Genomic DNA, 12418 nt, shown 5'->3' with positions numbered 1-12418 from the left:
GGGCACCGCTGGATACAAGCGGAATGCCTCATGCGGCCGTCTCCGTCGAAGACATGACGGCCCATCAGCACACGTCCCCGTGGATCCGTCCGGGTGCCTTGCGGAGTTCGCCCGTCGTCGTGCAAGGTGACGGGCCACACCCGGAAGCTCTCGCTCCGGCCATGGCCCACGCCATGCGCCGGTGAGTTCCGTCCGCCCCCAACCAGGGAAGGCCGTCACCGCCTGTGTCCAGCGTCTCCGCCGCACCCGCCGCACCCGCCGCCGCGCCGCCGCGCACGGCCGCCGTGCGGCGCGCGCTGGTGACGGCGGTCTTCCTCGGCGGGCTCCTCGGACTGGCGTTCCTCCTCGGCGGCCCTGCCCACGCGGCCGGCACCGACGCCCTGCGCCAGACCGGGGGCGGCGCCGCGAGCCCCGCGGACGGCCGCCACCTGACCGGCGTCCCCGGCGGGCCGGCGGAGCGGACCCCCGCGGAACGCGTGGTCGGGGAGCGGGCCGGCTCCGGAACGGACCAGGGCGGTGCGGCCGTCGGGGAACGGGACGGCGGGCGCGGAGCCGGTGGAGTCACCGGGGCGCACCGAACCGCTCCGGCCACGCCGGGCGCCGTCGCCGAACGGGCGCGGCACACCGCCGGCTCCCTGCGCGGTCACCTCCGCGGCCTCGGAACCCTCGGCGGCCTCGATGACCTCGTCGGAGGCATCAGGGGCATCGGGAGCGGCGACGGCGCCGGTGACGGCATCGGGGGCATCGGGGGCATCGGGGACGCGATCGGCGGCCACCTCCCCGGACCCGGCCTCCTCGACCCCGGCGTGCCCGGCACCCTCCTCCCGGTGGACGACATCCCCGGCGGCGGCGTTCCCGGCGACGGCGCGGAGAGCCCCGGCGGCGAGGGCGCCTCGGACCCGGAGCGGCACGGCACCGGGCCCTCCACCGGCCGGCCCGGACCGGACGCTCCCGCCGGGCCGGCGGGAGCGGGCACCGCCCCGGCCCTCTCGCCCGGCGCGGCGGGCGCAGCTCCCGGGCACGGCCCGGGCACCGACGGCGGCGACCACCGCCGGGACGGAACCCCGGGCCACCTGCCCGGCGCCCCGTACGGCACGACGGCCCCGTCCGCCGGTGACGGCAGTGGCCCCCGCTGCGACCAGCACGCGGCTCTCACCACCAGCGCCCCGCGCTTCGGCCTGCCGGCCGGCGCGGTGCGCGCGGCGGACGGCGCCCCGACCCGCGAGCGCTCCGCCGACATCCTCGAATTCCCGGGCTAGGGCAGGCCGTTCCCCGCCCTGACCTGCCGCGCGGGGGCGGATCAGGTCTGCCCTTCCCGGAATCCGAGTTCGAAGGAATCACACCCCTCATGCGCAAGAACCTCCGTCGTTCGATCGTCGTGGCCGCCACCGCCGCCGGCCTCTGGGCCGCCGGCACCGCGGCCGCCTCCGCCGCCGAGCTCTCCGCGGCCCCGGCCACCGGCTCCCTCCCGGCCGGCTCCCCGCTCACGGAGTCCCTCCCGGCGGGCCCCTCCGTGCCCGGCGCGGCGGGGGCCGCCGCCTCCGCCGCGGTCTCGGCGTCCGCCTCGGCGCCGGCGTCCGCCTCCGGCGGGACCACCACCGCGCGGGCGGCCGTCTCCGGTTCGCTCTCGGCCACGTTCTCCGGTGCCGGCACCGGTGAGCGCTCCGGTGTCACGTCCGCCGCTGCCTCCGGTGAACTCTCCGGCACGGCCCCCCGTGCGGCGCACCTCTCCGGCACCGGCCGGGCGGCCGACGGCGTGCGCGGGTACGTGAGCGCCACCGTCGGCCAGCACCCGCCCGTGGCCGTGGACACCGACCGGGCCACCGGCCACCTCGGCGCACTGAGCGACCGTGTCACCGACCGCCGGTCCGGCCCGGCCGCCGCGCTGGGCGGCGTCGGTGAGGCCGTGGGTACCACCGGCGCGAGCACCACCACCACCGGTGCGCGCGCCGGTGGCGCCGACCCCGTCACGCGCGCCACCGGCAGGATCGCCGGCGCCCCCGGCGCCCCCGGCGCCCCCGACGCCCCCGACGCCCCCGAGATCCGTGAGGTGCCCCAGGTGCGTGACGTCCGCGAGGCCGCCGGCTCCGCCGTGAGCACCGTCTCCCGGGGAGTCCCCGAGGGCGCCCGGCACCTCTCCGGCGTCCGCCACCCGGCCACCGGGGCGGTGAGCCACCGGCTCCCGGCGATCCACCTCCCGGAGAACGACTTCGTCTGCGTCCACCCGCCGCTGCCCACGCCCGTGACCCCGGGCCTCCCGGTGGGGCTGCCCGTGCCGGCGCAGCCGTCCGTCCCCGCGCAGCCCTCCGTCCCGGTGCCGCTCCCGGTGCCGGTGCAGCCCCCGGTCCTGCCGGTGGTGCCCGGGGCGCCGGCGGGGCTCGCCTACGCCCAGGCCGTCGCGCACGCCCAACTGGCCGCCCACGCCCGGGTGTCCGCCTGCGCCGACCTGTACACCGCCCAGGGGGCCGGCCGCGGCCACCTCGCCGCCACCACGGGTGCCACGGCCGTGACCGGTACCGCCACGGCGGCGGCGACGGACGCCGCCTCTGTCGCCTCTGCCGCGTCCGCCACCACCGCCACCACCGCCACCACGGCCGCCGCGACGGCGGTCACCGCCGGAGCTGGTACCGCGGCCGCCACGGGCGCCGGCGCCGGCGCCGCGACCGTCACCGGAGCGGCCGGTGCCGTGACCACGGCCGGCGCCACGGCCGGCGCCGCCACCACGGGCGTCACGGCGGACACCACCGCGACGGCAGCCGCCACGGCGACCGCAGCGGCCAAGCCCGGTACGGCCAAGGCCGGCGCCCCAGCCGTCCGGGCGGTCGCCGGGGCCGCGGGCGCCACCGGCACCAGCGTTCACGCCCCCCGCCTCGGTGTCTCCGCGGCGGTCCACGGCAGGGCCGGGGCCGGGGTCACGCACGGTGCCACCGGAGTCCGCGGTGCCGAGGTGGCCGCGGGCGCCTGCGCCTCGGCGGAGGTGCGAGGCGTGGCCGTCACCGTGGCGCACCTGTCCGGCCGGGCCGGCGCCGCCGACGTCCCGGCCCTCGCCCACCTGAAGGCGCTCGCGTCCTGAGCTGACGCCCAACGTCTTCCGCGCCTTCCGCCTCCCTCCGCCCCGTCCCGCCGCGACCGGGACCGGTGGCAGCGACCACCGAGCTCCGGCCGGGCGGGGCGGGGCAGAGGGGGCGGGGCGGGGACGGGACGGCACAGGGACCGCCCGGAACGGGCGTGCCGAATCGAACCGCACGAGCGTGCGGCAGAGGAGAAGCAGAGAGAAGCGGCAGCGAGAAGCAGCGAGAAGCAGCGAGAAGCAGAGAGAAGCAGCAAGAAGCAGCGGGCACCAGCGGGAAACAGCGCGCCCGGCACCGGCCTCCACCGCCGGTGCCGGGCGCCGCCCGTTCCGGCGTGGCCGGGGCGGGCCGGGTCACTGTCCCTGGCGCGGGGCGTGGTGGGTGGGCGGCGCGCGGGGGGTGGCGCGATCTGTGACTGTAATCACCGCGCACATGTGATCCGCGATTTAGGGCGGTACGGGGGGCGGGGGATAACCTGCCAGGCGGACATGCCGCGCAGCCGGCAGTGTGTGCGCCTCCCGGTGACCGCGTCGTCACGCTGCCTCGTGCGGCACGCCCGTGCAGACAACGCACCGCAACGTACCGCATGCACCACACGGCGGTATCGAGACGCAAAGGGACGGACGCGCGTGGACCTGTTCGAGTATCAGGCGAGGGACCTCTTCGCCAAGCACGGTGTACCGGTGCTGGCCGGTGAAGTGATCGACACGCCTGAGGCGGCGCGCGAGGTGACCGAGCGGCTCGGTGGCCGTGCCGTCGTCAAGGCGCAGGTGAAGGTCGGCGGCCGGGGCAAGGCGGGCGGCGTCAAGCTGGCCTCCGACCCGGCCGACGCCGTGGAGAAGGCCGGCCAGATCCTGGGCATGGACATCAAGGGCCACACGGTCAACAAGGTCATGCTGGCCCAGACCGCGGACATCGCGGAGGAGTACTACGTCTCCTTCCTGCTGGACCGCACCAACCGCACCTTCCTGGCCATGGCCTCCGTCGAGGGCGGCGTGGACATCGAGGAGGTCGCGGCGACCAAGCCCGAGGCGCTCGCCAAGATCCCCGTGGACGCCAACGAGGGTGTGACGCCGGAGAAGGCCCGCGAGATCGTCGAGGCGGCGCGCTTCCCGGCCGACGTGGCCGACGGCATCGCCGAGGTCCTCCAGACCCTGTGGAAGACCTTCATCGCCGAGGACGCCCTGCTCGTCGAGGTCAACCCGCTGGTGAAGACCGGCGACGGCAAGATCATCGCGCTGGACGGCAAGGTCTCGCTGGACGCCAACGCGGACTTCCGCCACGAGGACCACGCCGCGCTGGAGGACAAGGCCGCGGCCGACCCGCTGGAGGCCGCCGCCCAGGCCAAGGGCCTCAACTACGTCAAGCTCGAGGGTGAGGTCGGCATCATCGGCAACGGCGCGGGGCTCGTCATGAGCACCCTGGACGTCGTCGCCTACGCCGGCGAGGCGCACAACAACGTGAAGCCCGCCAACTTCCTGGACATCGGCGGCGGCGCCTCCGCCGAGGTGATGGCCAACGGCCTGGAGATCATCCTGGGCGACCCGGCGGTCAAGTCGGTCTTCGTCAACGTGTTCGGCGGCATCACCGCGTGCGACGCGGTCGCCAACGGCATCGTGCAGGCCCTGGAGCTGCTGAAGTCCAAGGGCGAGCAGGTCGACAAGCCGCTGGTCGTGCGGCTCGACGGCAACAACGCGGAGCTGGGTCGCCAGATCCTCTCCGACGCGAACCACCCGCTGGTGCAGCAGGTGGACACCATGGACGGCGCGGCGGACCGCGCCGCCGAGCTGGCTGCCAAGTAAAGGGACGGGTCACCAACACCATGGCTATCTTCCTCACCAAGGAAAGCAAGGTCATCGTCCAGGGGATGACCGGCTCCGAGGGCCAGAAGCACACCAAGCGGATGCTTGCCTCGGGGACCACCATCGTCGGCGGTGTGAACCCGCGCAAGGCCGGCACCAGCGTCGACTTCGACGGCACCGAGGTGCCCGTGTTCGGCTCCGTCGCCGAGGCGATGCAGGCCACCGGCGCCGATGTCACCGTCATCTTCGTGCCGCCGCGGTTCGCCAAGGACGCCGTCATCGAGGCGATCGACGCCGGCATCGGCCTCGCCGTCGTGATCACCGAGGGCATCGCGGTCCACGACACCGCCGCCTTCTGGGCGCACGCCGGTGCCAAGGGCAACGCCACGCGGATCATCGGCCCCAACTGCCCCGGCCTGATCTCCCCCGGACAGTCCAACGCGGGCATCATCCCGGCCGACATCACCACCGCCGGCCGGATCGGCCTGGTCTCCAAGTCCGGCACGCTGACGTACCAGATGATGTACGAGCTGCGGGACCTGGGCTTCTCCTCCGCCGTCGGCATCGGTGGCGACCCGGTCATCGGCACCACCCACATCGACGCCCTGGCGGCCTTCGAGGCCGACCCGGACACCGACCTGATCGTGATGATCGGTGAGATCGGTGGCGACGCCGAGGAGCGGGCCGCGGACTACATCAAGGAGCACGTGACGAAGCCGGTCGTCGGCTATGTCGCCGGCTTCACCGCGCCCGAGGGCAAGACGATGGGCCACGCGGGCGCCATCGTCTCCGGTTCCTCCGGCACCGCCCAGGCCAAGCAGGAGGCCCTGGAGGCCGCGGGTGTGAAGGTCGGCAAGACGCCGTCCGAGACCGCCCGGCTGGCGCGCGCCGCGCTCGCCGGCTGACGGCGGCACCGCGGCCGGTCCACCCGGCTCGCGCCGCCGGTGGTGGTGGGCGCACCGAGGCGGCATCGTGCCGCAGCAGCACAGCAGCACAGCAGCACAGCAGCACAGCAGCACAGCAGCACAGCAGCACAGCAGCACAGCGCCCGGGGCGCCGGTTCCGCCGAGAAGGCGGGCCGGCGCCTCCGGCGTTTCCGCGGGGCACGGGCCGCGGAAGGCGTTCCGGGCGCGGGTACCGAGCGCCGCGTGCCGGGTGCAGCCGGACAGCTCCTCGCGTCGATGCTGATGATCTTCTGATCAGTCAGAAGATCATCGGAAGATCAAACGACACGACGAACGTATCGAGCTATCGAATACCAGGACATCGGGGACTTTCTTGGCAGCATGAGCCGGGTGAGCCGCCTGAGCCGACCCGTCGCCCGCCCCGGTCCGTCCTCCCCGGCGGCCGGAGACGTCACCCCGGGGCGGGCCGCCGCCGTGGAGAGGGCCGCTGAGCGCACCCCGGACCCCGCCCCCGCCCCCGCGCCGGAACCCTGCCCCGAGGGGCGGGCCGAGTCCGAACCCCTGTCCCGGTCCGCGCCGAAAGCGGCCCCCGAACCCCCGCCGGACGCGGGCGCGCGGACCTCCGCCGCCACCGGCGCGAAAGCGGGCGCCACCACTGCCACCGGCACGGATGCCGCCGCTGCCACGGGTACCGGCACAGGCGGACGGGCGGACGCCGCCACCGGCACCGCCACCGGCGCGGCCCTCCGGGTGGACACCGCCGCCACCTCCACCACCGGCCCCGTCACCCGGACAGCCGCGGAGGCAGAAGCAGACGCAGACGCAGACGCAGACGCAGGCGTGTCCACGGCGGCAGGCGCGGATTTCCCGCCCGGAGGTCCCGCGGCCCACCCCGGAGATCCCGCGCCCCACGAGGCCGCGTCCCCCCTCCTCCTCGCCGAGCGCGTGGGGGCCGCGACGGCGGGCCTCGCGGGTGGCGCGGTCGCGGCCGGGCTCGGGATCGGCCTGCCCGCCATGGCGGTGCTGGGGCTGTGGATCGTCTCGGCCGACGCGGGCGCGCAAGGTGTCGAAGGCGCCCTGCGCGCGGCCGCCGCCCTCTGGCTGCTGGGGCACGGGGTGGAACTGCTGCGCGTCACGGAGGCCGGGGCCACCGCACCCGTCGGGCTGCCGCCCCTGCTGCTCGGCCTGTTCCCGCTGTGGCTGCTCTACCGCACCGCGCGGCGGGCGACGGGAGCCGGCGAACCGCCCGCCTCCCCGGGGGGAGGCGCCGTCTTCGCCACCCTCGGCTGGCTGTGCGCCGGCTACCTCCTCGTCGGGCTCGTCGGCCTGTACGCCGTGGTCTCCGCCGGAGAGCCGCTGCGGGCCTCCCCCGGTGAGGCGTCGGTACGGCTCTGCGCCCTGTGTGTGGGCGCCGTGCTCTGCGGGGCCTGGGTTTCGGGCGGGCTGGCCGCCCACCGGCTGCCGGAACGGGCGCGGGCCCGGGTCGACCGGCTCCCCCGCGGGGTGCGTGTCCTCGCCGGGTGGGCGCTGCCCGGTGCCGTGCCCCGGGCCGCGGGCGCCGGCGCCGCCGTCCTGGTGGGCGGCGGGACGCTGCTGGTGGCCGGCTCGCTGATCGTCCACGGCGGCGCGGCGGCGGACGCGCTGACCGCCGCCCACCCGTCGTGGCCCGGGCGCATCGCCGTGGTGCTGCTCTGTCTGGCGCTGCTGCCGAACGCGGCCGTCTGGGCCGCCGCCTACGGGCTCGGACCCGGTTTCACGGTGGGCGCCGGGTCCACGGTCACAGCGGTCGCCGCCACCGGATACCCCGATCTGCCCGGCTTTCCGCTGCTCGCCGCGCTCCCCGCCGAGGGGCCGGGCATGCCACCGGTCGCCTGGGCGGCCGGCGCGCTGCCCTTCGCCGCGGGGGCCGCCGTGGGCTGGTACGCCGCCCGCGCCGCCCGCCGGCTGCGGGCCGCCGGCGGCCCCGCGCCCGCCTGGTGGCGGACCCCGCTCACCGCGCTCTACGCGTCGGCGGTCTGCGGGGTGGCCGTGGGACTGCTCGCGGCCGCCTCCGGCGGGGCGCTGGGCACCGGGGCGCTGTCCTGGCTGGGCCCCGACCCGTGGGAGACGGGCGTGGCGGCCGCCGCCCGGACCGCGGTGCCGGGCCCGCCCGTCGCGCTGGCGCTGCACTGCTGGTGGCTGCTGCGGGAACGGTGGCGCGCACGCCGCTCACGTGACGTGCGGCCCTCCGGTTGAGGGGTGGGAGCGCTGAGCCCCCTGAGCCGTGACCGGTGAGCGCCGCGTGGGGGAGCGGCCGCCTTGTCCGCCCGCCGCGGCCGGACCGCCCCGTCCGCAGGCTTCGCCCGGACGGCTGGGACGGCCCGACGGCGCGGACGGCCCGGACGGCCCGGACGGCCCGGAGGCCCCGGAGACCCCGGTTCGCCGGGGCCGCCCGCTCCGGTCCGTCGTCAGTCGCGGGAGCCGAGGAACGGGCGGAGCCGCTCCGGGAGAAGCTGCTCGCAGCTCTTCCGGGACGGCGTGGTCAGGGCGTCCTGCACGCAGGTGTAGTAGTCGCGGTAGACGAGCTGGAAGGTGTAGGTGGTCGCCACGATCACCAGCGCCAGCGAGCCCGTGACCAGACCGCTGACGGCCGCGCTCCGCTGCGACCTGGCGCCCTGTGCGCCGGTGGCCGGGGCCTGGTCCGCGGGGCGGGCCGGGCCGGGCCGGGCGTCGGCGGGGCCCGACACATCCTCCGGGCGCGCCATCGCCCGGCCCGTGCGGCCCTCGCCCTTTCCGGCGCCTTCCCGTTCCCCCTCCCCGTCCCCGGGGCGGGTCGCCGTGCCGCGCAGTGAGCTGATGCCCCAGTACAGGGCGAGCGCGCCGAGCAGCATGCCGATCTCCGGCAGGCCGAACAGGGCCAGGATGAAACCCCACATGCCGGACACCAGTGCGTAGCGGGCGCGCCGCTGATTCGGGTCCGTGGGGTCCCAGCGGAGTTCGCGCGGGCCGCTCGGGCCGCCGTTGCCACCGGGCCCGCCACCGCGTCCGGGGTCGGGCCGGCCGCCGAACCCGCCGCTCTGCCGGCCCGGCTGGCGGGGGCTCCAGCGGGCCCCGGCCCACGGCGGCTGCCGCCGTCCGTCCTCGGGGCCGCCGGCGTCCTCGCCGCCGTTCCGGCCGCCGTCGCCACGGCCGTCGCCGACGCCCGGGCCGCGGGGGCGCCACTCCTGGTCGGGGCGGCCCTCGGGCGGGGCGGCGAAGGGATTGGCTGCTCCCTCCTCCGCCCGGCGGCGGTTCCGCTCGCGCCCGCCGGGCCGAAGCCGGCGGCGGGTGCCGCCGTCGCCGCCCTCACCGCCGTCGCCGCCGTCGCCGCCGTCACCGTGGGCGGGCCCGCTGCCGTTGCCGGGGCCGGTGCCCTCCGCTCCGGTCTCACGGTCGCCCTGGCCGGTCCCACCCGTCCCGCCGCTCTCACGGAGTGCCGGGACGGCCCCGCGTGTCCGGGGTCCCCCGTCCCGCCAGGACCCCGGCAGGGCCGGGAGCGCCCAGGACGCGGGGGACGCCGGGGACGTCAGGAAGGCCGGGGACGCCGGAAGACCCGCGACGGCCGGGACGGCCACCGGCACCACGACGGCCGCGGGGCCGGAGCGGAGGGTTCCGGCGGCTCCGGCACCCCTCGCCGTCCTGGTGGGCCGCACGCCCCGCGGGGCCGGGGAGGGGGCCCCGGACGTGGACGCCGGTGGGCCGCCGTGCGCGGGCGGGTTCGCGTGGCCCGCCGGTGTGGACGGTGGGGAGGCCGGGGCGGCCGGGGCCGCGGAGGCGGCGGCCGGGAACGCCGGGAACGGCGCGGGGCCGGGGGTTCCGGGCGTCCTGGGGGTCGAGCGGCGGCGTCGGTCCGGCATCTGGAGTGTTGTCTTCCCTCGTGTCGTCGTCCGGGCCACCGGGGCCCGCGGGGGCGGCGGTTCGGCCCCAGGAGTGACGTCGGTGTCTGGCACGCACGCTACCTTCCGCGTGCGCCCCCGTCCCGCGGGGGCCGTCCGCGGTGCCGGTATCGTGGCCCACGGTCGGTGGCTTCGTAGGGTCTTCCGGGCGACTGGACGCTCCTCGTTCGTGTGACCGCACAAACGGTCCGTGCGACCGCGCCGACCGCCGCGCCCCGCACGTCCGCGCCCGGAGAGAGAGTCCCGCGTGTCCTCGCCCCCCTTCAGCGCCCGCCCCTGGTCACCGGAGCCGGGCCGGCCGGCCCGGCTGGTGGTCCTCGTCTCCGGCTCCGGTACGAACCTCCAAGCGCTGCTCGACGCGGTGGCGGAGGCGCCGGACGGCGGTTACGGGGCGGAGGTCGTCGCCGTGGGCGCGGACCGCGGCTCCATCGCGGGCCTGGAGCGCGCCGAGCGCGCCGGGGTCCCCACGTTCGTCTGCCGTCTCGCCGACCACCCCGACCGGGCCGCCTGGGACCACGCCCTCGCCGAGGCCACCGCACGCTTCGAGCCCGATCTCGTGGTGTCGGCGGGCTTTATGAAGATCGTCGGCAAGGAGTTCCTCGCCCGGTTCGGCGGGCGGTTCGTCAACACCCACCCCGCGCTGCTGCCCAGCTTCCCCGGTGCCCACGCCGTGCGCGACGCCCTCGCGTACGGGGTCAAGGTGACCGGCTGCACCGTCCACCTCGTCGACGACGGCGTCGACACCGGCCCCGTCATCGCCCAGGGCGTGGTCGAGGTCCGGGACGAGGACCACGCGGACGAGGGCGCGGCGCTCCATGAACGGATCAAGGAAGTCGAGCGACGGCTGCTCGTCGAGGTCGTGGGGCGCCTGGCCCGCAACGGCTACCGCATCCAGGGACGAAAGGTACAGATCCCATGACGACCCCCGAACGTCCGGCCGGCTCCGGATCCACCCGGCGGCCGGTCCGCCGCGCGCTGCTCAGCGTCTACGACAAGACCGGCCTGGAGGAGCTGGCCCGCGGGCTGCACGAGGCCGGGGTCGAGCTGGTCTCCACCGGGTCCACGGCCGGGCGGATCGCCGCCGCCGGGGTCCCCGTCACCAAGGTCGAGGAGGTCACCGGCTTCCCCGAGTGCCTGGACGGCCGGGTCAAGACGCTCCACCCCCGGGTGCACGCCGGCATCCTCGCCGATCTGCGGCTGGAGGAGCACCGGCGCCAGCTCGGTGAGCTGGAGGTGGCCCCCTTCGAACTGGTGGTGGTGAACCTCTACCCGTTCCGGGAGACCGTCGCCTCGGGCGCCGGCCCCGACGCCTGTGTGGAGCAGATCGACATCGGCGGCCCGTCCATGGTCCGCGCCGCCGCCAAGAACCACCCCTCCGTCGCCGTCGTCACCAGCCCCGCCCGCTACCCGGACGTGCTGGCCGCCGTGCGGGACGGCGGCTTCGACCTGCCCGCCCGCAAGCGGCTCGCCGCCGAGGCGTTCCAGCACACCGCCGCCTACGACGTGGCCGTGGCCTCCTGGTTCACCGAGGAGTACGCGCCGGAGCAGCCGGAGAACGTCACCGCGCTGCCCGAGTTCCTGGGCGCCACCTGGCAGCGCGGGAACACCCTCCGCTACGGCGAGAACCCGCACCAGTCCGCCGCCCTCTACTCCGACGGCACCGCCGAGGGCATCGCCAACGCCGAGCAGCTGCACGGCAAGGAGATGTCCTTCAACAACTACGTGGACACCGAGGCCGCCCGCCGGGCCGCGTTCGACCACGACGAGCCCTGCGTGGCGATCATCAAGCACGCGAACCCGTGCGGCATCGCCATCGGCGCCGACGTGGCCGAGGCGCACCGCAAGGCACACGCCTGCGACCCTCTCTCGGCCTTCGGCGGCGTGATCGCCGTCAACCGGCCGGTGACGGTCGCGCTGGCCGAGCAGATCGCGGAGATCTTCACCGAGGTCGTCGCGGCCCCGGACTACGAGGACGGCGCGGTCGAGGTGCTGGCCCGGAAGAAGAACATCCGCGTGCTGCGGGTGGCGGGCGAGCCGGCGCGCGGCAACGAGCTGCGGCCGCTCTCCGGCGGCGCGCTGCTCCAGCACGGCGACCGACTCCAGGCCGAGGGGGACCAGCCTGAGACCTGGACCCGGGTCTGCGGCCCCGGCCTCGACGAGGCCGGCCTCGCCGACCTCGCCTTCGCCTGGCGGGCCTGCCGGGCCGTGAAGTCCAACGCCGTGCTGCTGGCCACGGACGGCGCCACCGTCGGCGTCGGCATGGGCCAGGTCAACCGCGTCGACTCCGCGCGGCTCGCGGTGGCGCGCGCCGGTGAGCGCGCCTCCGGTTCCGTCGCCGCCTCGGACGCCTTCTTCCCGTTCCCGGACGGGCTGGAAGTGCTGCTGGAGGCCGGGGTGACCGCCGTGGTCCAGCCGGGCGGTTCCGTCCGCGACGAACAGGTGATCGAGGCGGCGAAGGCCGCCGGGGTGACCATGTACCTCACGGGCACCCGCCACTTCTTCCACTGAGCGGAAGCGGAAGGGGTACGGCTCCGGTGGCCGCCGGTGGTGCCGGCCGTCCCCGTTCCCGGTGGGCCGGGCCGCCCCGGCGCCGGAGGGGCCCGCGGTGCGGGTCCGGGGCCCGGCAGCGGTTCCGGCCCGGTGGTTCCCCGGAGGTCCCGCCGGGCCGGGTGAGCCCTGGCGGCCGGGGCGGGCGCGACGGGCGGAGGCCGGCCGGCCCCGTCCGT

The 12418-nt window shown here is 76.8% G+C and carries 8 protein-coding genes; 7 read left to right on the top strand and 1 reads right to left on the bottom strand.

The features are described 5' to 3' along the window. Window positions 1–224 precede the first annotated feature (224 nt). From HCK00_RS09065 to HCK00_RS09045, 5 genes are all read left to right on the top strand, one after another. On the top strand, window positions 225–1259 hold the full coding sequence (locus tag HCK00_RS09065) for a hypothetical protein (RefSeq protein WP_168101279.1): 1035 nt from the start codon (window positions 225–227) through the stop codon (window positions 1257–1259). A gap of 89 nt (window positions 1260–1348) precedes the next feature. Beyond that, window positions 1349–3073, top strand: a complete 1725-nt coding sequence (locus tag HCK00_RS09060; protein WP_168101278.1) for a hypothetical protein — start codon at window positions 1349–1351, stop codon at window positions 3071–3073. Window positions 3074–3700: 627 nt separating this feature from the next. Continuing rightward, window positions 3701–4873 (top strand): ADP-forming succinate--CoA ligase subunit beta, encoded by a 1173-nt coding sequence (gene sucC, locus HCK00_RS09055; protein WP_168101277.1) that lies wholly within the window; start codon window positions 3701–3703, stop codon window positions 4871–4873. Window positions 4874–4893: 20 nt separating this feature from the next. Next, complete coding sequence (sucD, locus tag HCK00_RS09050; RefSeq protein ID WP_168101276.1) at window positions 4894–5778, top strand: succinate--CoA ligase subunit alpha; 885 nt, start codon at window positions 4894–4896, stop codon at window positions 5776–5778. Between the two features lie 945 nt (window positions 5779–6723). Continuing rightward, window positions 6724–8013, top strand: coding sequence for a cell division protein PerM (locus tag HCK00_RS09045; RefSeq protein ID WP_168101275.1), 1290 nt, complete (start codon window positions 6724–6726; stop codon window positions 8011–8013). Between the two features lie 212 nt (window positions 8014–8225). On the opposite strand, the gene HCK00_RS09040 is transcribed toward HCK00_RS09045, so the two are convergent. Beyond that, window positions 8226–9371, bottom strand: a complete 1146-nt coding sequence (locus tag HCK00_RS09040) for a hypothetical protein (protein WP_168101274.1) — start codon at window positions 9369–9371, stop codon at window positions 8226–8228. A 568-nt stretch (window positions 9372–9939) separates the two neighbouring features. On the opposite strand from HCK00_RS09040, the gene purN reads away from it, so the two are divergent. Both purN and purH read left to right on the top strand, forming a co-directional pair. Next, a complete protein-coding gene (purN, locus tag HCK00_RS09035; RefSeq protein ID WP_168101273.1) occupies window positions 9940–10611 on the top strand; it encodes a phosphoribosylglycinamide formyltransferase in 672 nt (223 codons plus the stop codon). Continuing rightward, on the top strand, window positions 10608–12200 hold the full coding sequence (purH, locus tag HCK00_RS09030; protein ID WP_168101272.1) for a bifunctional phosphoribosylaminoimidazolecarboxamide formyltransferase/IMP cyclohydrolase: 1593 nt from the start codon (window positions 10608–10610) through the stop codon (window positions 12198–12200). The genes purN and purH overlap by 4 nt, the downstream gene beginning before the upstream one ends. The last annotated feature ends 218 nt before the right edge of the window (window positions 12201–12418 follow it).

It is taken from the genome of Streptomyces zingiberis (assembly GCF_012034935.1).
In the GTDB taxonomy this organism is placed as follows: domain Bacteria; phylum Actinomycetota; class Actinomycetes; order Streptomycetales; family Streptomycetaceae; genus Streptomyces; species Streptomyces zingiberis.
The sequence above is the reverse complement of the archived record's forward strand: the minus strand, read 5'-3'. Positions and strand labels throughout refer to the sequence as shown.

Coding starts and splice junctions, on each gene's coding strand:
- HCK00_RS09060 (WP_168101278.1), top strand. CDS start 1,349: ATGCGCAAGAACCTCCGTCGTTCGATCGTCGTGGCCGCCACCGCCGCC.
- sucD (WP_168101276.1), top strand. CDS start 4,894: ATGGCTATCTTCCTCACCAAGGAAAGCAAGGTCATCGTCCAGGGGATG.
- purH (WP_168101272.1), top strand. CDS start 10,608: ATGACGACCCCCGAACGTCCGGCCGGCTCCGGATCCACCCGGCGGCCG.